This window comes from Arthrobacter sp. WCS2018Hpa-7, assembly GCF_031843805.1.
Lineage (GTDB): Bacteria > Actinomycetota > Actinomycetes > Actinomycetales > Micrococcaceae > Arthrobacter.
The window spans coordinates 14,899-34,722 of the sequence record NZ_JAVTJB010000034.1; the positions used below are offsets into that span (position 1 = coordinate 14,899).

Genomic DNA, 19,824 nt, shown 5'->3' on the forward strand with positions numbered 1-19,824 from the left:
GATGGACCCGCCAAAACCACACGGGACGTGATAGAGGGACCGGCCGAACCACACGGGACGTGAGAGAGGGTTCAGTGGATCAGGCCGTGTTCGAAGGCGTAGCTGGTTGCGGCTGACCTGGACGGTACCGCGAGCTTGGACAAAATGTTGCTTATGTGGCGTGCCACGGTCTTTTCGCTGAGGTACAGCTCCCGGGCGATGATCCGATTTGAATGTCCAGCGGCCACCAGCCGCAGGACTTCCATTTCCCTGCCCGTCAGCGACGACTGGCCGTGGGGCTTTTCGCCGGCGAGTTCCAGCACGTCCGCAACCGCTGGTGTTGCCCCGAGATCCGCGAAGTCGGCCTTGGCCGCGGCAAACTCCATGGCGGCCGAATCCGGGTCTCCCAGCAGTGCGCAAGCACGGCCGGCAAGCACCCTGCACCGGGCTGCCTGGTAGGGCGCCTCCAGGCTGTACCAGATCCGCCAGGCTCCCCGAGATTCGCGGAGAGCAGCCGTGGGGTCACCCTCGGCCAGCAAGACCTGCGCCGCCGCGTGCGAAGCGAGCGCCAACTCCAGGGGACGGCTGGCCGCCTGCAGGGCTCCGGATACGGCGTGCAGTGGCCCGGATAATTCGTCCAAAGCTGCCCTCGCCGCAGCCACGTCTCCCAAGGCGAGCTCAATCTCGACGACGGCGGGGAGCAAACGTCGACGATTGGCCGTGTCTGCTTCTGCCAAGGCACGCCGCATAGTGGCTTGCGCCTGGGACGCCCTGTGCTGCGCCAACTGAAGCAAGGCAATGCCGGGAACTGGCTCAAAACCTGTCCCGGCCGCAGTAGCGTAGGCTTTCGCAGCTTCGTCAAGGAATCCTTGCAGCCGCAGTACATCGCCTTGCTGGTACCAGGATCCGAACGTCGCGTCGGGGTCGCCCTTCCTGACCCGGCCTTCGGCGGCGCGCGCCACAGAGAGTGCCTCGTCCCATGCCCCATGCAGGATGAGCAGCTCGGCCCGGTACGCCTGGCATTGTCCGCTGAACATCACCATGTCCGGGCGTTCACCACACCAGCGTTCCAACGCTGAGGTCCACTCGTGGGCACGCCTTACATCATGCGAGAGGCGGCAACTGCCCAAGACTGCACAGTAGATGATGCCCGCTGGTATGGGCGAAACCTCCCCCGAGGTGACCGACACCATGACTTCGTCCAGGAGTTGGAGCCCGTCCTCCACGTTTCCCAGGGAGACACGTGAGGTACCTACACCGAGCTGCCCCAGCGCCTGAAGGTCTTTGTCATGGAAGGACTGGCCCAGTTCCAAGGCCCGGCTGAACATTTCATGGCCCGTCCCCGGGTTGCCGGATCGAAGCGCGCCCAGGGCAGCGGGAATGAGCAGGTACCCTTCGGCGGCGCATGGTCCGGCCATGCCGTCCAGCAGGTGCCTGGCGCGGGACAACCAGCCATTGCCCTGGGCATGCTCGCCCATGTCCATCAGGAACATAACCAGCCACGCGGCACAGCGGGCCGCACTGTCTGTATCCCCCATGGTCAGGAATTCGTCGTGGGCTCGCGCGAGGTACTCCACGCTCTGCGCGTTCAAGCCAAGCAGCATCGCCACGGAGGCGGCCAGCTCGATGTCCTGGGGAGGCAGGCCGCCCTCGGAATCGGCGCGGACGAGGCAATTCAGGGCATCGTTCCAGCGGCGCTCGTGAAATGCTGAGCGTCCCAGGTCCAAGTCTGTGTCCGGAGCTGTCATGGCTCACCTGCGGGTGGGTGGCGGCCCGGGTGATGCCCGTGCCGCAGCTTTTAGCGTCAGGTTACTGCCGTCGTCGAACGCTCACAATAGCTTGGGCAGGCATGCCTGCCGGCAGTCTCCATGACGCACGAAGCCCCGGCCACGCGAACGTGACCGGGGCTCCAATGAAACAGCCTGCTAGTGGCTGTGACCTGCGTGTGCGTCTTCGTCCTCAGCCGGCTTCTCGACAACCAGGGTCTCGGTGGTGAGAACCAGGGCAGCGATGGAAGCGGCGTTGCGGAGAGCCGAACGGGTGACCTTGACGGGGTCGATCACGCCAGCGGCGATCAGGTCCTCGTACTCGCCGGACTTGGCGTTGAAGCCGTGGTTGGCTTCCAGCTCGGACACCTTGGCAACGACAACGAAACCGTCGAAGCCGGCGTTCTGTGCGATCCAGCGCAGCGGCTGAACCAGGGCGCGGCGGACGATGCCCACAGCAGCTGCTGCGTCACCTTCCAGCGCCTTGACGGCCGGGGACTCGTCCAGTGCCTTGAGAGCGTGGATAAGAGCCGAACCGCCACCGGAAACGATTCCTTCTTCGAGGGCTGCACGCGTGGAGGAAACAGCGTCCTCGATGCGGTGCTTCTTTTCCTTCAGCTCAACCTCGGTGGCTGCGCCAACCTTGATCACGCCGATGCCGCCGGCCAGCTTGGCCAGGCGTTCCTGCAGCTTTTCCTTGTCCCAGTCGGAGTCCGTCCGGGTGAGCTCAGCACGCAGCTGTGCAACGCGGTCAGCCACGTCCTCAGCCGTGCCGGCGCCGTCAACGATGGTGGTGTTGTCCTTGGTCACCGTGATGCGGCGCGCGGTACCGAGTACCTCGAGGCCAACGGTGTCCAGGCTCAGGCCAAGGTCCGGGGAAACAACCTGGGCGCCCGTGAGCGTGGCGATGTCCTGGAGCATGGCCTTGCGGCGGTCGCCGAAGCCCGGAGCCTTGACGGCAACAACGTTGAGGGTGCCGCGGATGCGGTTGACGATCAGCGTCGAGAGGGCTTCGCCTTCGATGTCTTCAGCAATGATGAAGAGCGGCTTGTTGGCCTGCAGGGCCTTCTCCAACAGCGGCAGGAAGTCCTGCAGCGAGGAGATCTTGCCCTGGTTGATCAGGATGAGGGCGTCCTCGAGGACGGCTTCCTGGCGCTCTGCGTCGGTGACGAAGTACGGGGACAGGTAGCCCTTGTCGAACTGCATGCCTTCGGTAAGGACCAGTTCGGTCTGCGTGGTGGAGGACTCTTCAATGGTGATGACACCGTCCTTGCCAACCTTGCCGAACGCTTCGGCGAGGAGCTCGCCGACTTCGTCGCTCTGCGCGGAGATGGCTGCGACGCTGGCAACCTGGGTGCCTTCAACTTCGCGGGCGTTCTCCAGGAGGCGGGCTGCGACGGCTTCAACGGAAACCTCGATGCCGCGCTTGATCTCGCCCGGAGCGGCGCCGGCGGCAACGTTGCGCAGGCCTTCCTTGACCAGGGCCTGTGCAAGCACGGTGGCCGTGGTGGTTCCGTCGCCTGCGACGTCGTTGGTCTTGGTGGCTACTTCCTTGGCCAGCTGTGCGCCAAGGTTCTCGTACGGGTCGTCAAGCTCAACTTCACGCGCGATGGTGACGCCATCGTTGGTGATCGTGGGAGCGCCCCACTTCTTGTCCAGCACGACGTTGCGGCCGCGCGGGCCAAGCGTCACCTTGACAGTGTTGGCGAGCTTGTCGATACCGGCCTCAAGAGACCGGCGGGCAGCATCGTTAAAAGCAAGCTGCTTTGCCATGGTTGTGTCCTTTCAAGACAGAAAACCCGCACCGCTGACGGTCGGAAATGATTTCCAACGCGACGGCGGTGCGGGGCTCCGGGAAGTTACTTTACGACGATCGCAAGGACGTCGCGGGCGGACAGAACGAGGTACTCGTTGCCGCCGGTCTTGACTTCGGTTCCACCGTACTTGGAGTAGATGACGACGTCGCCAACAGCTACGTCAACCGGTACGCGGTTGCCGTTGTCATCGAAGCGGCCGGGGCCGATTGCAACAACTTCGCCTTCCTGCGGCTTTTCCTGTGCGGAGTCCGGAATGACCAGGCCGGAAGCCGTGGTCTGCTCTGCTTCGAGCGGGCGAACAACAATACGATCCTCAAGAGGCTTAATCGAGACCGACACTCGGACTCTCCTTTTCATGAGCTGATTCATGGACTAAGAACTAGGGTGCCGGAGCGTACATCCGCCGTCGCGGTGCCGGAAGACGCTTGGCATTTATTAGCACCCTCCAGGGGAGAGTGCTAACTAGACTCTATGTAAATCGTTAGCACTCGGTCAAGGTGAGTGCCAGCATTTCGTCATGGGTGAACGCCGGTCACCGGCCCGTAAGGTCATCGAGGTCGTAGTCCTGGCCGTCGTCTTCCTCGTCCAGCGGGGCATTGCCGCGGTTCCGGTACAGGAGTACGGCGGCCGCAACAGCAACGACGCCGGAAATCACCAGGGTGATAATCCCACCGGTGCGGGCGCCGCTGTAGAGCTCGCGGATGTCCCGCGCTTCGTCGGTGGCATCGTTGACGCTCTTGCCTGCGACGGAATAGGTGGCCGCGTTGAAGGAATCCAACGCGAAGATGATGATCAGCAAGCCGACGCAGACCACAGCGATCACGGCCCCCGCTATGAGGGCGGGTCGCGCGAACTTCAGCATGGTGGAGGGTTGCGGGGCTGCGGTGTCTTCCATGAAAACAACCCTATCGGGCTGATTCGCCCGTCACGTTGTCAAGTGCCGCGCCGTTAGGCTTGATTCCATGCCTCACGCACCGCAGGAACAGATCGCACCCTTGCTGACCACTGAAGGATGGGAACTCCTGGCCTCCTTGGGGCCCTACCGCGAGGCCGACGCTTTCAGCACCAACGCTGATCTCCGCAAAGCCGGCCACTCCGCCGAATTGGTGGCAGCAGTCCTGACGCAATCACGGCTGCGCACCCGCGCCGAGGCGAAGTTCGGCGAGTTCGCCCGGCAGATGCTGTTCACCCAGGCAGGCTTGGAGCAGGCCACACGGTTGAACGTTGCAGCCCGGCACGCAGAACGCTTCGCCAAGGCAGGCATTTCCCATGTGGCCGACCTCGGATGTGGCCTCGGCGCCGATTCCATGGCGATGGCGTCCATGGACATCTCAGTGACCGCCGTTGAGATGGATGAAACCACGGCTGCCTGCGCCACCATCAACCTCATCCCGTTCCCGCACGCCACCGTGGTGCACTCCGATGCCACATCCGTGGATCTGGACGGGATCGACGGCGTGTGGCTGGATCCTGCACGCCGGACGACGTCCACGTCGGGGACCAAGCGGATTTGGGACCCTGAGGCTTTCTCTCCTCCTTTGTCCTTCGTGGAGAAGCTGGCAGCTACCGGGCGCGCCGTCGGCGTCAAAATGGGGCCCGGCATCCCCCATGACTCCGTTCCCTCCGGCTGTGAGGCCCAATGGGTCTCGGTGGGCGGGGACGTCACCGAAGTGACCCTGTGGTTCAACGCCGTGGCCCGCCCCGGCGTGCGCCGGGCGGCCCTGGTCATTGGCAGCCAGGGCGCCGCTGAAATCACCAGCGGCGAGGACTTCGACGCCGGTCCGGCAGCCGCCGTCGGGCCTGTTGAAGGTTTCTTGTACGAACCGGACGGCGCGGTCATCCGCGCAGGCCTGGTGGCCGACATCGCCGAAAGGCTGGGCGGGCATCTGGTGGACGAGCACATCGCGTACATCTGCGCGCCGGAACTGCACGACACTCCTTTTGCCCGTGCCTACAAGGTCCTTGAGGTGATGCCCTACAACGTCAAGGCCCTCAAAGCCTGGGTGAAAAGCAAGGGGATCACCGTGCTGGACATCAAGAAGCGCGGCACGGCAGTGACTCCCGAAGAGCTGCGCAAGCAATTGCTTCCCGCCAAACCCTCAAAGGGGAAGGATGCAAAAACAGCCACCCTGGTCCTCACCAGGATCGGCGAGGAAAGAGTGGCTGTTGTGGTGGAGCCGGTCACGGCCTAGCACCTCAGCGGCGGGAGAACTCCGAGGCTTCGCGGACCTGCCCGGCACTGGGGCGCACGCCCGTATACAGCACGAATTGTTCTTCGGCCTGGATGGCGATGACCTCGGCCCCAGTGATGACCTTCTTGCCGGAGTTCCTGGCAGCGGTGATGAGCGGCGTCTCCGAAGGCAGCGCAACGACGTCGAACACCACCTGCGCAGCAGAGATTGTCTCGTCATCGAAGGATTGGGCCATTTCGTCCGCACCAGCCATCCCCAGCGGGGTGACGTTGATGATCAGGTCCGCTGTTGAGCCGTTGACATCGTCCTGCCAGCCGAATCCGTAGAGATCCGCAAGCGCCCGTCCTGTGGTCTCATTGCGGGCCACGATAGTGACGGCGGCGAACCCTGCGTCCCGGAGTGCTGCGGCTACGGCCTTGGCCATCCCGCCGGCACCCCTGAGGAGTACAGTGTGGCTGCTGGGAACCTGATGGTCCTTCAGGAGCCGGGCAATGGCGATGTAGTCCGTGTTGTAGGCGGTCAGGACGCCGTCGTTGTTGACGATGGTGTTCACCGAATCAATGGCCTGTGCCGACGGGTCCATCACATCAACCAGCGGGATGACCGCTTCTTTGTAAGGCATGGACACCGCGGCACCCCGGATGGGGAGGCCGCGGATGCCCGCTACCGCGAGGGTGATGTCAGCGGGGGCGAATGCCTTGTAAACAAAGTTCAGGCCGAGCAGATCGTAAAGATAATTGTGGAACCTGGTCCCGATATTGCTGGGCCGGGCCGCAAGCGAAATGCACAGGGACATGTCTTTGTTCAGGATTGGCATTCCCCCATTAAACGCCCTCTTGGTAGAGCCGTGTATTCACCGCACTTCTGAGACGTCCGTGGGTTAGCCCTGGCGAGCCTTCATCCGCGGGTTGTTCTTGTTGATGACGAAGGTGCGCCCCCGCCTGCGCACGATCTGCGCACCGGGGATCTTCTTGAGGGCACGCAGCGAATTCCTGACCTTCATGGTGTTTTCTCCTTTGATGTGGGTGCTGGTGTTTCGGATTAGAGGGCGTCGCTGAGTTCCAGGGGGTCGTCCCAGACGCCGGAGTCCAGTGTCATTTCGGCCTCCGTCAGTTGGCAGCCGTCCAGGAGCTCGCGGATTTCCGTGGGGTCGATGTCCTCGGAACGTCCGGTGATGGCAAGGACGGTGCCCCGGTCGCCGTGGTGTGGATGCCAGTCCAGGAACGCCTCGACGTCGGAGCCGGCCTTTCCAGTGGCCCCCTCGCCAGGGGCGGATCCTGCTGAGTCGGCCAGCCAGTTCCCGGTACTTTCGAGCCAGACCCTGGGTCCTATGCCCTGGACGGCGATCCGCCGTGTTGGCGCGGAGGCGATCCACAGCCGGCCGCGCAGCCAGTGCGTACCGATGGCCAGCTGTGGCAGCGCATCCCGGAAGCGTCCGGGATGAAGGGGACGGCCCGCCTTGTGGAGCACGGTCCGGAAGGGACCTGGCGTTTCACTCAGGGGCACACGCACGACGCCGGGCCGGTTACGTGCCGCTGCTTCAGCATCGTCGAAGCAACCTGGCCGGAATTCCCCGGCCGACCCGACGGCGTTGGCATGGGGCGCCAACTGGCCCAGCAATTCCAGGCCAACCAGCCAAGCCTCCGATCCTTCACGCGGATCCCCGGTCAATACCGCTCCCAGACCCGGGGAAACCATCACGGTGTCCACTTGGCCGAACTCACCGATCAGGAATTCGCCACTGGTGCGCTCATCCTGGGGCATGGAGGTGAACCCGGATTCGAACAGGGTGTGCCGGTCCCAAATGTGGTCGTCCAAATCCGCCGGGTCCATGGCCAGCACTGCATTGTCCATGACGGCCGGCTGGCTGAGTCCACGGCGAAGTTCTGCGACGGCCATTCCTGCCGCGACTCCCGGTGGGAGGCCCAGGACCACGTGGTCGAAGCCGCAGGCTGCGAGGCGTTCCGCCGTGGGGACTATGTCAAGGCGGACGGTGCAGCTGAGGCAACCATGCTCCAGGACCGTGGTTTCGCGTTCGAACAGCTGACCGCCGCGGTAGACACGTCGGAGGACCAGGGAACCGTCCAGGAGATCGTGGAGGACCACCACGGAGTTCTCGTGGGTTTGGCCGAGCCTTGCGGTGGCTGCCTCGCGGCATTGGCTGTCCAGGGAACTGACTACTGTGAGGTGCATGGCTAGAGTCTAATGCGAACAGTTCTCATTAGCAAATGAGGGCAGGCTTCGCCTCATGTTTCTGCCGATATCACCGGCGTTCCCGCTGCATTAGACTTGATCCGACCGCTGGCGGCCCCGCAGCGGGGAACCGTGCCCGGCTGACACGACACAATGAGGGGACTACGTGCAGATTGATTTTGCGCCATCCAGGCAATCGACACTGGGTGTGGAATGGGAGTTGGCGCTCGTCAATGCACGTACCGGGGAACTGGTATCAGTAGCGAACGATGTCCTGAAAGGCGTCGCTGCCAACCACCCGGACCTCAATGAAGACGACGAACACCCCCATATCAAACGCGAACTGCTCCTCAACACCGTTGAACTCGTCACCGGCATCTGCGAGACCGTCAAGGACGCCAAAGAGGACCTTGGCCGTTCCCTCGCCGCGGTCCGCGAAGTCACCGATCCCATGGGTGTTGAAGTGTTCTGCGCAGGCAGCCACCCCTTCAGCCCTCCCCTGCTCCAGCCAGTCACGGACAAAGAGCGCTACGCCAAGCTGATTGAGCGGACCCAGTGGTGGGGACGCCAAATGGTCATCTACGGCGTCCACGTCCACGTGGGCATCGACCGCCGGGACAAAGTGCTCCCCGTCCTCGACGGCCTGGTCAACTACTTCCCGCACTTCCAGGCACTGTCCGCCTCCAGCCCTTACTGGGCCGGGGAAGAAACCGGGTACGCCTCCCAGCGTGCCCTCATGTTCCAGCAACTCCCTACCGCCGGATTGCCCTTCCAGTTCGAAACCTGGGAGGCGTACGAGTCCTACGTCCAGGACATGTTCACCACCGGAGTCATCGACTCGACATCCGAGATCCGCTGGGACATCCGCCCCGTCTCAAACCTGGGCACCATCGAAATGCGCATCTGCGATGGCCTGGCCACGCTTGAAGAAGTTGGCGCCATTGCTGCGCTGACCCAGTGCCTGGTGGACGAGTTCTCCTCCATCCTGGACGCCGGCGGCAGCATCCCCACCATGCCGCCATGGCATGTGCAGGAGAATAAATGGCGTGCCGCGCGGTACGGCATGGAAGCCATCATCATCCTCGACGCCGAGGGCAACGAACAGCTGGTCACCGAACACCTCGCGGAAACCGTTGCGCGGCTTGAACCTGTGGCGGAAAAGCTGGGTTGCTCCGAGGAACTGGCAGACGTCCTGAAAATCATCGAACGTGGAGCCAGCTACCAGCGCCAACGGCGTGTTGCCGCCGAGCACAACGGGGACCTGCAGGCCGTGGTCATGGACCTCGTGCAGCAAATGCGCAAAGGGCCGGACGCCTAGGAGTTGGGGACTGCGCCTGCCTGGGCGCGAACCTGGGCAGGCACTGAGACCGTAGTCACCGGCATGGAGGAATCCGGAGCGAACCCAATTCCGCTCGGGCCAATGCCGGCCATGATCAGTTGGGCGCCAAGGGCCGCCACCATGGCACCGTTGTCCGTGCAGAGGTCCAGCGGCGGAACGTGAAGTGTGATCCCGGCCGACGCACAGCGTTGCCCGGTCAGTTCCCGCAGGCGCGAGTTCGCTGCAACACCCCCACCCAGCAGCACGTCAGTGATCCCGTGCTCCTTGCAGGCCAGGACCGCCTTGGAACTGATCACGTCCACCACGGCTTCCTGGAACGCCGCGGCGATGTCTGCGACGGGGACTTCCTCGCCACGGGCCTCGAACTGTTCAACGCACCGGGCCACAGCTGTCTTCAGGCCGCTGAAAGACCAGTCATAGCGGTGCGGGCCCTTCTCCTCCGCCGTACCCATGTATTTGGGCTGCGAGAGGCCGCGCGGGAAACGGATGGATTTGGGATTGCCTTGGCGTGCCAGTTTGTCGATGGCAGGTCCACCCGGGTAGCCGAGGCCAAGGATGCGGGCTACTTTGTCATAGGCTTCACCCGCGGCGTCGTCGATGGTTGAGCCCAGCAGCTCAACGTCATCGGTGATGCTCCGGATCCGCAGGATTTCCGTGTGCCCACCCGATACCAGCAGCGCACCGAGGTTCCCGGGTAACTTTCCGGCACCCAGGCCGGCGGCAGCCCCGGCGTCGTGCTTGCCATCCGCAGGCTTTCCGTTGGAGGCGGGCCGCCTGTCCAGAAGCCCCACGCCAACGTGCGCCACCAAGTGGTTAATGGCGTACAGCGGCTTGCCAGTGGCGACAGCCAACGCTTTCGCGGCACAGACCCCCACCATCAGCGCGCCGGCGAGGCCGGGTCCCGACGTGACGGCAATAGCATCAATGTCCTCCAACGTGACACCAGCCTCATGCAGGGACTCCTGCAAGGTGGGGACAAACGCGTCCAGGTGCGCACGCGAAGCGATCTCCGGGATAACGCCCCCAAAACGTACGTGCTCTTCCATGGACGAGGACACCGTGTTGGTGAGCAGCGTGGTGCCCCGCACGATCCCTACGCCGGTCTCGTCGCACGAGGACTCGATGCCGAGCACCAATGGTTGCTTGGGCTGTTCCGGATGAGCGCCGCTCACGCTGTGTCTCCTTCGTGGGGTTTATTCAGTTCAAGCCGCATGATCAGCGCATCCGTGCCGTCCCGGTAGTAGCGGGGTCGGACGTGGATCTGCTCGAAGCCGAACCGCACGTACAGTTGCTGGGCACGGGGGTTGTCTGCCCGGACCTCCAGCAGGACGTCCGCCGCCCGGCGCCGCCGTGCTTCGTCGATGAGTTCGGTCAAGACAGCGGAGCCGATGCCCTTGCCTTCAAACTCAGGCACGACGGCGATCGTCTGGACGTCTGCGATCGGCTCGATGCACATCAACCCTGCATAAGCCACGATCTCCCCGGCGACCTCAGCCACCAGGTAACGACGGGTTTCGGGCTGCGCCAATTCATCGAAGAACATTTGCAACGGCCAGGCGTCCACGGGGAACAATCGGCGTTCCAGGGTCTCCACTGCCGGAATGTCGGCTTCGGTCATGTCGCGCAGGGAAACCCCTGCGAGCTCAAGCTTGGGTGACAATTTCACAGTTCGCGTCCCTTCACAGCGCACGCTTCCGTGGCCCGGGAACCTGGGCATCGGATTCCCGCAGATACAGCGGAGTGGAGTCCAGCAGGGCTTGCCCGGCGGTGAGCTTGGCCAAGGCAAACTGGCCCAGCGATGCTGCGTCAGGCTGGGTCTGGGCAAAGTCCTCGTTGGCATTCAGGACCCCGACGTACAAACCTGCGCCGGCGCCGAACACCGGCAAGTCAGGAAGCCCGGCAGCGAAGCCCACATGCGGACCGTCGACAAGCTCCGGCAGTTGGCCGTCCGCCAGGGTGTAACGCGCCCAGTAAACCTCCTTGCGCCTGGCGTCGGTGGCCACCAGGAACTCAGGAGCAGCGGATGTGGACTCGGCCACCTCAAGGGCGATCGCGTCCAAGCTCATCAGGCCATACAGGGGCTTGTTCCAGACGAAAGCCAAAGTTCGGGCGGTCGCAATGCCGGAGCGCAGGCCCGTGAACGGGCCCGGTCCCACTCCGGTGACGATTGCATCGATATCGGCGCCCGTAACGCCCGCGCCGGCCAGGAGCTTTTCGATTCCAGGAGCCAGGACTTCGGCATGGCTGCGGGTGTCCTCAGTAGCGAAGGAATCCACCACGCTTTCCATGGCGTCATCGGAAATCAGTGCGGCACTGGCCACCGCGGAAGTGTCTATGGCCAGGATCAGCATCAGTTGCCTTCCTCTGGTGACGTGGTTTCGAGAAGTCGCGGAGCTTCGGTCCAGCGGGGACCGTATCCACGGAAAACAAGGGTGCGGGGTTCGTCGTCGTCATCGGTATCGAAGTCCATGACGTCACCGGTTGCCGGGCTCTCCCCACCTACGGACCTGTGCAGGTCAACTTCCAGGCGGCTGTCCGAGAGGTGCTCCACCCGGTACCGGCCCCACTCCACCACGGTGACCGCGGTGTCCATGGTGTTCTCCAGGTCGATGTCGTCGATCTCCGCAGCCGACTCCAGCCGGTAGGCATCCACATGAACCAGGTCGGGGCCGCCGGGCCTGGGGCCATCGGCCAGATTGGGGTGGATCCTGACCAACACAAACGTGGGGGAAATGATGCCGGCGCGGACGCCAAGGCCTTCGCCCAGCCCTTGGGTGAACGTCGTCTTTCCAGCACCCAGTTCGCCCGTCAGCACCAGAAGATCCCCGGCCTCAAGCACCCCTCCCAAAGTTGCTGCGAGCGCGTGCGTCTGCTCCGCCGTCGTGACCGTCAGGGTGCGCTCCCATTGGGGTTCGCTCACAGCGCTGCCGTCTCTGTCGCGTGGCCGGCAGCCTTGTGGGCCTCTGCCTGCGCAGGCACCTCGTTGATGTAAGTGCGTGGCACCCGCGGGCTGATCCGGGTAACGATTTCATAGTTGTTGGTCCCCGCAGCCGCGGCCCAATCGTCAGCCGTGGGACCGCCGTCGGCACCGTCGCCGAGCATGACGGCTTCTGCGCCCTTGAATGCAGCTGCCTCGTCGGTCGTCAGCGTGCCGAGGTCGATGACCATCTGGTCCATCGCGATCCTGCCCACCACCGGGTAGTTGGTGCCGTTGACACGGACCGGGCCGCCGGTGGCAATGCGCGGCACACCGTCGGCGTAGCCCAACGGCACCAGGCCCAGCGTGCTTTCCCCGCTCGTCCGGTAGTTGAGGCCGTAGGAGACGCCCTGGCCGGCAGGGACCTTCTTGCAGTTGGACAGGAGCGTGCGGACTGTCATGGCCGGGTGAAGGCCAAGCTCAGCGGATGTAGCACCTTCGAAGGGCGAGAGTCCGTAGATGCCGAGGCCCACGCGCACGAGATCGAAGTGTGAGTCCGGGCGGGACAGCGTGGCGGGGGTGTTGGCGATATGCCGGACTTCCATGTCCACTCCGGCGTCCTCGGCCATGGCGATTGCCTCCCGGAAGACGGCCAACTGCTCATCCGTTTCCGGGCGGTGCGGCTCGTCCGCGACAGCGAGGTGCGAGAAGATACCCACCACGCGCAACAGGCCTTGATCCTGGTACTCCATGGCCTGGCCAACCAATTGGTCCCAATCGGCAATGGGGCAGCCGTTACGTCCCAGGCCGGTGTCCACCTTGAGGTGGACTCGTGCGGGCCGTTCCTGTTCGCGGGCTGCCGCGACCACGGAGTCCAACTCCCAGCCGGAAATTCCGACGTCGATGCCGGCGGCGACTGCCGCTTGGAAGTTGCTCTCACGGGTGTGCAGCCAGGCGAGCAACGGGGCATCCACACCGGCGGCGCGCAAGGCGAGCGCCTCGGAAATGTGCGCTACACCGAGCCAGGCCGCCCCGGCGTCGAGCGCTGCACGTGCCACCTGGACGGCTCCGTGACCGTAAGCGTCCGCCTTCACGACGGCCATGACCGTAGCAGGGGACGCGATGGCGACGAACTGACGCACGTTGTGCCGCACGGCTTCGAGGTCAATCACGGCGGAGCGTTCCAGCACCGCCGACTTTGTTATGGAGGCTTTCGACCCGATACCGATATCTGCAGCTGCTTCGTAAGTCACCCTAGAGATTCTAGTGGTGCCGGTGAATTCGGGTTAACTGCCTGCCGTCCGATGCCCGCTGCGCGTCGGGATGGCGAGTCGCTACTGCGCGTCCGACAAATGGGCGATCGTCGCCCGCGCGCGTCGCTGCGCTTCCGCCGGGATGTCCTTGACTATGGGTTCCAAGAACGCGAAGCGCCGAAGCCACTGGCTGGACTGGCGTTCCTTCCGCGCGTTGGCCCGCTGCCACCAGTCGGCGATGTCGCCCCAACCGGGGGCTGCCAGCGAACCGCCCACTTCCTGGACGGCCAGGGAGGCACAGAGGTTCGCGAACCGGAGCCGGTCCCCCAGCCTCCACCCCGCCAGGCACCCCACAATGAAGGCAGCCCCAAAACAGTCGCCCGCACCGGTGGGATCGTAGGCGGACACCGGCAGGGAAGGCACCCATTCTTCCTCGCCGGTCTCGGAGTCCACCGCCACGGCACCCTGCGGGCCGAGCGTCACCACGGCCACGGGCACCCGGTCTGCCAAGGAGTACAGGGCCGCCCAAGGGTCCGCCTTGCCGGTAAAGGCCATGGCTTCGGGCGCATTGGGCAGGAAGGCATGGAAGTTCTCCAAAAGATCCAGGCGCCGTTCGGACCACTCCCCCGTGGGATCCCAGCCCACCACGCCAAAAAGCTTGGTGCCCGCTTCCTTGGCCGCCAGCATCCACGGTTCCATTTCCTCACCCAGATCGGCGACGGCGGCGAGCGCCTTGGGCGGTTGCCCTATCAGCTCGGAAGAACTGATCGGGGCGGGGTGCCCGTGGGTGACCATGGACCGGTCCTGGTTGACGCAGAGGGAAACTGTGACGGGTGAGTGCCAGCCCGGCACTTTTCTCGACAGCGAGAGGTCCACGTGTTCCTGGCTTTCAAGGATCTGCCAGTTGTAGTCCCCGTACCCGTCGTCCCCGAAGGTCGCGGCAAGGTTGGTGCGCAGGCCCAGGCGCGCAGCGGCGATGGCTTGGTTGGCTACCCCGCCCGGGCAGCTTCCCATGCCCTCGCTCCAGATCTCCGTGCCGGGTTCAGGGGAGTGCGGAAGACCCGTGAAGATGATGTCCTGAAAGACCGTCCCTGTCAGGAGGAGGTCGCACTGCTGGTCCGCAGTGGGCCGGAGGGAAGCAAGGGGATCAAAACGTCGCTGGGGCATAGCGTCCATGCACCGCAGACTACGCTGCACCGTACTGGGCTGCATAGATGTGGAGGCCTGCATAGACTCGGGTCATGCGGCTCATGATTGCCGGCGGCGGCGGCTTCCGGGTACCCCTTGTTTACCGTGCTTTATGCGCGGGTCCGTTCGCCGGGCTGGTTGACGAGCTGGTGCTGTACGACGTCGACGCCGCACGGCTCGCAGCCATCGAGGCCGTTATTGGAGACATGCCCCCAGCGGCCGGTTCCGCGCCCGTCGTCGTGGTCTCCACGGATCTGCCGGAGGCCCTCACTGGGGCGGACATGGTCTTTGCCGCCATCCGCCCGGGTGGCACTGCCGGAAGGATCGCCGACGAACGCGTGGCCTTGGACCTGGGCTTGCTCGGGCAGGAAACCACAGGCGCCGGCGGCATCTCCTACGCCCTCCGTTCCATCCCCCGCATGCTGGAGCTCGCCGAAGCGATGCGTCGCCATTGCCCCGAGGCGTGGCTCATCAATTTCACCAACCCCGCCGGCATGGTCACCGAAGCGCTGGAGCCAGTGCTGGGGCGCAAAGTGATCGGTATCTGCGATTCCGCCGGTGGCCTGGTCCAGCGGGCGGCGCGGGCCGTTGGCGCGCCGCTGGCAGAAGGAACGCTCGACGGCGTGGGCTACTTCGGCCTGAACCACCTCGGCTGGCTTTATCGGCTGGCACCCGGCGGGCAGGATCTGTTGCCGGGCCTGCTTTCCGACCACGCCGCCCTTGAGGCCATGGAAGAGGGCAGGCTGTTTGGGCAGCACACCCTGCTGCAGCTTGGCTGCCTGCCCAACGAATACCTTTATTACTACTACCAAACGACGCAGGCCACCGACGCCATCCGCCGGCAGCAGGAAACGCGTGGGGCATCCATCCATCACCAGCAGAGTGCCCTGTATCCGGCCCTGGCCCGGGCCCCGCACGCCTTTGAGCTGTGGGACAGCGCACGCCGGTCCCGTGAAGAAGGCTACCTGGCCGAAGCCCGCACGCACGGGGAGCAACGGGACGAGTCGGATCTCGCAGGCGGTGGCTATGAGCGGGTGGCGTTGTCCGTGATGCGTGCACTGTCAGGCGGGGGTTCTGCCCAGCTGATTCTGAACGTGCCCAACTCACCGGTGTCGCGAGCAGGCAGCCTGGCCACAGCGGGCGTGGCCGTACCCGGGCTGCCGGCGGACGCCGTCGTCGAGGTTCCCTGCGACGTAACGCCCGACGGCGCGTTGCCGCTTGCGCAGGAACGGCCGGGCGGGCAGTTCCTCACCCTGATGCAGCATGTCAAGGAGGTGGAGCGGTTGACCATCCGCGCCGTGGTGCATGGAGAGCGCAGCGCTGCCGTTGGTGCTTTCGCGGCGCATCCCTTGATCGGATCGGCGGAGTTGGGCGAACAACTCCTCAACGGATACGAGGCAGCCTTTCCCGAACTGGCGCAGTTATGGGGCCCTACAGCTTCCGATACATGACGTGCAGGCCGACGTATCCGATCTCCGGATGGTCAAAGGCATCAGGGACCGTAGCGAGGATCCGGAACCCCATGGACTGCCAGAGCCACACTGCCCGGACGTTGCTCTCCACCACGGCGTTGTACTGCATGGCGTAGAAGCCTGCAGCCTTGGCCTCACTCAGCGAATAGGCGCAGAGGGCGCGGGCGATGCCCTGGCCTGAGTTGTTCGCCCCCACCATGTACCCGGCGTTGGCAATGTGGCTGCCGCCGCCGGCTTGGTTGGCATGGAACTCCCCTGTTCCCAGGATCTCGCCCGTGTCCTTGCCCACCGCCACAAATGTCTGGCCGGGAGCGTCCTTGGTCCACTTGTTCCTGGCCGCTTCCTCGGAGGTGTCGCGATCCCAGGTGAAGGTCTCGCCGTCGCGGATCACCGGCTCCAGGATGGCCCAGATACCGGGCCAGTCCCCAGGGGTGGCTGTGCGGATGTCGAAAGTCTGTTCTTGGCTCACAGCGGCCACGCTAGCAGCCTTGTCCACATAACCGGGTTGCCTTGGGATGGCTTTGATCAGCAGGAGTAGTGTTTTCTGCAGGGCAAAGGCGTGTTTGCTGTTTGCTGTGAGTGTCAGGAGGAATGCGGTGCCGTTGATCCGTCGTGTGGCGTTCCTGTCCCTGCACACCTCCCCCATGGAGCAGCCGGGTGCCGGCGATGCCGGTGGGATGAACGTCTACGTCCGGGCGTTGGCCATGGCACTCGCGGAGTCCGGTGTGGAGGTGGAAATCTTTACCCGTTCCACCAAAGCGGGCCAAGCCGCCGTCGAACATCCAGGGCCCGGCGTCTGCGTCCACAACGTCATGGCCGGGCCACGCCGGAAACTGCCCAAAGAAGAATTGCCGGCCCTTCTGCACCAGATGGTGGAAGAAATCGACAGGATCCGGGGAAGCCAACTTCACGGCCGTTACGACGCCATCCATTCCCACTACTGGGTATCCGGGGTGGCAGGGCTTGAATTGTCCCAACTTTGGGGTGTTCCGCTGGTCCACACCATGCACACCATGGCCAAGGTCAAAAACCTGGTCCTCGAATCCGGTGAACGCCCCGAGCCCCGTCGCCGCGAGGAGGGTGAGCAGCGGATCGTGGATGGCGCAGCCCGTCTGGTAGCCAACACTCCTGCCGAAGCCGAAGAGCTGGTTTCCCACTACGGAGCCGATCTTGACCGGATAGACGTCGCCCCGCCGGGCGTGGACCTCAAAGTGTTCACACCGTCCTTCCGGCGGAAGTCACGTTCGCTGCGGGATGTCAGGCCGGACAGTTTCCATATCCTCTTCGCCGGCCGCATCCAACGGCTCAAAGGCCCCCAGGTGTTCGTCAAAGCCGCAGGAATCCTGCGCAAGCGCCGGCCGGACATTGACCTTGAGATGACCATCCTGGGATCGCTCAGCGGGGCCAAGGATTTCAACCTTCAGCACATCATCGAAGATGCCGGACTGGCCGACGTCGTCACTCACCGGCCGCCTGTAGTGGCGCCGGAGCTGGCCAGTTGGTTCCGTTCAGCAGACGTCGTGGTCATGCCGTCGTTCAGCGAATCCTTCGGTTTGGTGGCCTTGGAAGCACAGGCGTGCGGTACACCCGTGGTGGCTACCAACGTGGGCGGACTGTCCCGCGCCATTTCTGACGGGCGCACCGGCATGCTGGTGGACGGGCACGACCCCTCCGACTGGGCAGACGCCCTGGAAGACCTTTACGACGACGTCCAGACCCGGGAAGACATGGGCCGGTTGGCGGCCACCCACGCCGAATCCTTCGGATGGCAGCGGACGGCAGCCATCACCCTGGAAAGCTACCGTGAAGCAGTGGGCGGCCTGCTGGTTCCCCGGCGCTGAGTCTTCGCTGAAACCCCCGCCGGGACTGATAGATTGTCGCGCACAGCGAACCAACGCCTGCAGCACCAACCCCGCTGCAGGGACACCCAGCCGAAGGACAACGATGTCTGAAAACAAGGTCATGTCTGATCTTGATATTGCCCGCAACGCCACCATCCTGCCCATTGTGGACATCGCCCAACGCGCAGGCATCACAGTGGACGCCCTTGAGTTGTATGGGCCCTACAAGGCCAAGATCAATCCGGCCAAGTTGGTACTCCCGGCGCGCACGGCACCTGGCAAGGTGGTGCTGGTGTCCGCCATGTCCCCCACCCCTGCCGGTGAAGGGAAGTCCACCACCACCGTGGGGCTCGCAGACTCACTGGCACGCGCCGGACACAAAGTGATGATCGCCCTGCGCGAGCCTTCCTTGGGTCCCATCCTGGGCATGAAGGGCGGAGCCACCGGCGGTGGTTACTCGCAGGTGTTGCCCATGGACGACATCAACCTGCACTTCACCGGCGACTTCCACGCGATCACGTCCGCCAACAACGCACTCATGGCATTGGTGGACAACCATATTTTCCAAGGCAATGAGCTCGGTATCGATCCCCGCCGCATGACCTTCAAACGCGTGCTGGACATGAACGACCGCTCCCTGCGGGAAGTGGTCATCGGCCTCGGCGGCCCTGTGCAGGGCGTGCCCCGGCAGGACGGCTTCGACATCACTGTCGCGTCCGAAATCATGGCGGTCTTCTGCCTGGCGACGGACTTGGACGACCTCCGCTCGCGGCTGGGCCGGATCACTTTTGGCTACACCTACGATCGCGCGCCGGTCACCGTTGCCGACCTCGGCGTTGAGGGTGCCCTGACCATGCTGTTGAAGGACGCCATCAAACCCAACCTCGTCCAGACCATCGCCGGGACACCTGCTTTGGTCCATGGCGGCCCTTTCGCCAACATCGCCCACGGCTGCAACTCGTTGATCGCCACCAGCACGGCCATGCAACTCGCCGACATCGTGGTCACCGAAGCCGGATTCGGGGCAGACCTCGGCGCCGAAAAGTACATGGACATCAAGGCGAGAATCGCCGCGGTGGCGCCATCCGCCGTCGTGGTGGTCGCGACCATCAGGGCCCTCAAGATGCAGGGCGGGGTTCCCAAGGACCAACTCAGCCAACCCAACGTCGAGGCCGTGGCCGCCGGGGTGGAGAACCTCCGGAGGCACGTCCGCAACGTCGCTAAGTTCGGTATCTCCCCCATCGTGTCCATCAACAAGTTCGCCACGGACACCCCCGAGGAACTGGAGTGGCTGCTCGCCTGGTGCGCCGCGGAAGGCGTGGAAGCCGCCGTCGCCGATGTCTGGGGCCGGGGCGGAGGAGGCGACGGCGGTGACGACCTCGCTGCGAAGGTGGCAGCTGCGCTGGACGCGCCCTCCGATTTCCACCACCTCTACCCACTGGAAATTCCTGTGGAGGACAAGATCCGCACCATCGTGCAGGAGATCTACGGGGCCGACGGCGTCGAATTCTCGGTTCCTGCCCTGAAGCGCCTGGTGGAGATCGAAAATAACGGCTGGTCCGGCTTCCCCGTTTGCATGGCCAAAACACAGTACTCCTTCACCGACGACGCCTCCCGGTTGGGAGCACCCAAGGGATTCACGGTGCACGTCCGCGAGCTGATCCCCAAGACCGGCGCCGGGTTCATCGTCGCGTTGACCGGCGCTGTCATGACCATGCCCGGACTGCCCAAGGAACCGGCCGCGATGCGCATGGATGTGGATGCTGAAGGACAACCCACGGGCCTCTTCTAGCCCTCTCTCACATCCCCCGCCCTCCAGACCCACGCTCTCTCACATCCCACACCCTCCAGACCCACGCTCTCTCAC

Annotated in this window: 19 protein-coding genes; 5 read left to right on the top strand and 14 right to left on the bottom strand. The window is 64.2% G+C overall.

The annotated features are described in order from the left end of the window. Positions 1-71: 71 nt before the first annotated feature. The 4 genes from RQH14_RS22125 to RQH14_RS22140 all read right to left on the bottom strand — a co-directional run bounded on the left by RQH14_RS22125 (position 72) and on the right by RQH14_RS22140 (position 4,457). Complete coding sequence (locus tag RQH14_RS22125) at positions 72-1,727, bottom strand: response regulator transcription factor (RefSeq protein WP_311215263.1); 1,656 nt, start codon at positions 1,725-1,727, stop codon at positions 72-74. Positions 1,728-1,904: 177 nt separating this feature from the next. After that, positions 1,905-3,518: a chaperonin GroEL gene (groL, locus tag RQH14_RS22130; protein ID WP_311215264.1), complete on the bottom strand. Its 1,614-nt coding sequence runs from the start codon at positions 3,516-3,518 to the stop codon at positions 1,905-1,907. Positions 3,519-3,604: 86 nt separating this feature from the next. Next, positions 3,605-3,901 carry a co-chaperone GroES gene (gene groES / locus RQH14_RS22135; RefSeq protein ID WP_011775524.1) on the bottom strand — a complete coding sequence of 99 codons (297 nt, stop codon included), beginning with the start codon at positions 3,899-3,901 and terminating at the stop codon, positions 3,605-3,607. A gap of 193 nt (positions 3,902-4,094) precedes the next feature. Next, a complete protein-coding gene (locus RQH14_RS22140) occupies positions 4,095-4,457 on the bottom strand; it encodes a hypothetical protein (protein WP_311215265.1) in 363 nt (120 codons plus the stop codon). A 67-nt stretch (positions 4,458-4,524) separates the two neighbouring features. On the opposite strand from RQH14_RS22140, the gene RQH14_RS22145 reads away from it, so the two are divergent. Beyond that, positions 4,525-5,754 carry a class I SAM-dependent methyltransferase gene (locus RQH14_RS22145; RefSeq protein ID WP_311215266.1) on the top strand — a complete coding sequence of 410 codons (1,230 nt, stop codon included), beginning with the start codon at positions 4,525-4,527 and terminating at the stop codon, positions 5,752-5,754. Positions 5,755-5,758: 4 nt separating this feature from the next. Here the strand turns inward: RQH14_RS22145 and RQH14_RS22150 are convergent, their stop codons facing one another. The 3 genes from RQH14_RS22150 to RQH14_RS22160 all read right to left on the bottom strand — a co-directional run bounded on the left by RQH14_RS22150 (position 5,759) and on the right by RQH14_RS22160 (position 7,947). Beyond that, the gene (locus tag RQH14_RS22150; protein ID WP_311215267.1) at positions 5,759-6,571 is read right to left on the bottom strand and encodes a shikimate 5-dehydrogenase; all 813 of its coding nucleotides are present in this window, start codon (positions 6,569-6,571) and stop codon (positions 5,759-5,761) included. Positions 6,572-6,634: 63 nt separating this feature from the next. After that, positions 6,635-6,757: a type B 50S ribosomal protein L36 gene (gene ykgO / locus RQH14_RS22155; protein WP_011775528.1), complete on the bottom strand. Its 123-nt coding sequence runs from the start codon at positions 6,755-6,757 to the stop codon at positions 6,635-6,637. A 38-nt stretch (positions 6,758-6,795) separates the two neighbouring features. After that, complete coding sequence (locus tag RQH14_RS22160; protein WP_311215268.1) at positions 6,796-7,947, bottom strand: GTP-binding protein; 1,152 nt, start codon at positions 7,945-7,947, stop codon at positions 6,796-6,798. 166 nt (positions 7,948-8,113) lie between these two features. Between RQH14_RS22160 and RQH14_RS22165 the strand changes: the two genes are divergently transcribed. Beyond that, on the top strand, positions 8,114-9,265 hold the full coding sequence (locus tag RQH14_RS22165; RefSeq protein WP_311215269.1) for a glutamate--cysteine ligase: 1,152 nt from the start codon (positions 8,114-8,116) through the stop codon (positions 9,263-9,265). On the opposite strand, the gene tsaD is transcribed toward RQH14_RS22165, so the two are convergent. The 6 genes from tsaD to RQH14_RS22195 form a co-directional block, all read right to left on the bottom strand. Further along, complete coding sequence (gene tsaD / locus RQH14_RS22170) at positions 9,262-10,458, bottom strand: tRNA (adenosine(37)-N6)-threonylcarbamoyltransferase complex transferase subunit TsaD (RefSeq protein ID WP_311215270.1); 1,197 nt, start codon at positions 10,456-10,458, stop codon at positions 9,262-9,264. The genes RQH14_RS22165 and tsaD overlap by 4 nt on opposite strands. Beyond that, positions 10,455-10,952, bottom strand: a complete 498-nt coding sequence (rimI, locus tag RQH14_RS22175; RefSeq protein WP_311215271.1) for a ribosomal protein S18-alanine N-acetyltransferase — start codon at positions 10,950-10,952, stop codon at positions 10,455-10,457. Before rimI ends, tsaD begins: the two co-directional genes overlap by 4 nt. A 13-nt stretch (positions 10,953-10,965) precedes the next feature. Further along, positions 10,966-11,637 carry a tRNA (adenosine(37)-N6)-threonylcarbamoyltransferase complex dimerization subunit type 1 TsaB gene (gene tsaB / locus RQH14_RS22180; protein ID WP_311215272.1) on the bottom strand — a complete coding sequence of 224 codons (672 nt, stop codon included), beginning with the start codon at positions 11,635-11,637 and terminating at the stop codon, positions 10,966-10,968. After that, positions 11,637-12,206 (bottom strand): tRNA (adenosine(37)-N6)-threonylcarbamoyltransferase complex ATPase subunit type 1 TsaE, encoded by a 570-nt coding sequence (gene tsaE, locus RQH14_RS22185; protein ID WP_311215273.1) that lies wholly within the window; start codon positions 12,204-12,206, stop codon positions 11,637-11,639. The genes tsaB and tsaE overlap by 1 nt, the downstream gene beginning before the upstream one ends. Further along, positions 12,203-13,456 (bottom strand): alanine racemase, encoded by a 1,254-nt coding sequence (gene alr / locus RQH14_RS22190; protein WP_311215274.1) that lies wholly within the window; start codon positions 13,454-13,456, stop codon positions 12,203-12,205. The genes tsaE and alr overlap by 4 nt, the downstream gene beginning before the upstream one ends. 81 nt (positions 13,457-13,537) lie before the next feature. Continuing rightward, the gene (locus RQH14_RS22195) at positions 13,538-14,632 is read right to left on the bottom strand and encodes a carbohydrate kinase family protein (protein WP_311215275.1); all 1,095 of its coding nucleotides are present in this window, start codon (positions 14,630-14,632) and stop codon (positions 13,538-13,540) included. Between the two features lie 65 nt (positions 14,633-14,697). Between RQH14_RS22195 and RQH14_RS22200 the strand changes: the two genes are divergently transcribed. Then, positions 14,698-16,095, top strand: a complete 1,398-nt coding sequence (locus RQH14_RS22200) for a 6-phospho-beta-glucosidase (protein WP_311215276.1) — start codon at positions 14,698-14,700, stop codon at positions 16,093-16,095. On the opposite strand, the gene RQH14_RS22205 is transcribed toward RQH14_RS22200, so the two are convergent. Then, a complete protein-coding gene (locus tag RQH14_RS22205) occupies positions 16,076-16,594 on the bottom strand; it encodes a GNAT family N-acetyltransferase (RefSeq protein ID WP_311215277.1) in 519 nt (172 codons plus the stop codon). The genes RQH14_RS22200 and RQH14_RS22205 overlap by 20 nt on opposite strands. A gap of 118 nt (positions 16,595-16,712) precedes the next feature. Between RQH14_RS22205 and mshA the strand changes: the two genes are divergently transcribed. Together mshA and RQH14_RS22215 are read left to right on the top strand one after the other, a co-directional pair. Then, positions 16,713-17,957, top strand: a complete 1,245-nt coding sequence (gene mshA / locus RQH14_RS22210; RefSeq protein ID WP_311215278.1) for a D-inositol-3-phosphate glycosyltransferase — start codon at positions 16,713-16,715, stop codon at positions 17,955-17,957. Between the two features lie 103 nt (positions 17,958-18,060). Continuing rightward, the gene (locus tag RQH14_RS22215; RefSeq protein ID WP_311215279.1) at positions 18,061-19,749 is read left to right on the top strand and encodes a formate--tetrahydrofolate ligase; all 1,689 of its coding nucleotides are present in this window, start codon (positions 18,061-18,063) and stop codon (positions 19,747-19,749) included. Positions 19,750-19,824: the final 75 nt, after the last annotated feature.

What these genes read in the sequence shown, in the direction of transcription:
- RQH14_RS22200 (WP_311215276.1), top strand. Translation starts at nt 14,698, where the DNA reads ATGCGGCTCATGATTGCCGGCGGCGGCGGCTTCCGGGTACCCCTTGTT.
- ykgO (WP_011775528.1), bottom strand. Translation starts at nt 6,757, where the DNA reads ATGAAGGTCAGGAATTCGCTGCGTGCCCTCAAGAAGATCCCCGGTGCG.
- RQH14_RS22160 (WP_311215268.1), bottom strand. Translation starts at nt 7,947, where the DNA reads ATGCACCTCACAGTAGTCAGTTCCCTGGACAGCCAATGCCGCGAGGCA.
- RQH14_RS22145 (WP_311215266.1), top strand. Translation starts at nt 4,525, where the DNA reads ATGCCTCACGCACCGCAGGAACAGATCGCACCCTTGCTGACCACTGAA.
- RQH14_RS22195 (WP_311215275.1), bottom strand. Translation starts at nt 14,632, where the DNA reads ATGGACGCTATGCCCCAGCGACGTTTTGATCCCCTTGCTTCCCTCCGG.
- RQH14_RS22215 (WP_311215279.1), top strand. Translation starts at nt 18,061, where the DNA reads ATGTCTGAAAACAAGGTCATGTCTGATCTTGATATTGCCCGCAACGCC.
- groL (WP_311215264.1), bottom strand. Translation starts at nt 3,518, where the DNA reads ATGGCAAAGCAGCTTGCTTTTAACGATGCTGCCCGCCGGTCTCTTGAG.
- RQH14_RS22140 (WP_311215265.1), bottom strand. Translation starts at nt 4,457, where the DNA reads ATGGAAGACACCGCAGCCCCGCAACCCTCCACCATGCTGAAGTTCGCG.
- RQH14_RS22125 (WP_311215263.1), bottom strand. Translation starts at nt 1,727, where the DNA reads ATGACAGCTCCGGACACAGACTTGGACCTGGGACGCTCAGCATTTCAC.
- RQH14_RS22150 (WP_311215267.1), bottom strand. Translation starts at nt 6,571, where the DNA reads ATGCCAATCCTGAACAAAGACATGTCCCTGTGCATTTCGCTTGCGGCC.
- tsaB (WP_311215272.1), bottom strand. Translation starts at nt 11,637, where the DNA reads ATGCTGATCCTGGCCATAGACACTTCCGCGGTGGCCAGTGCCGCACTG.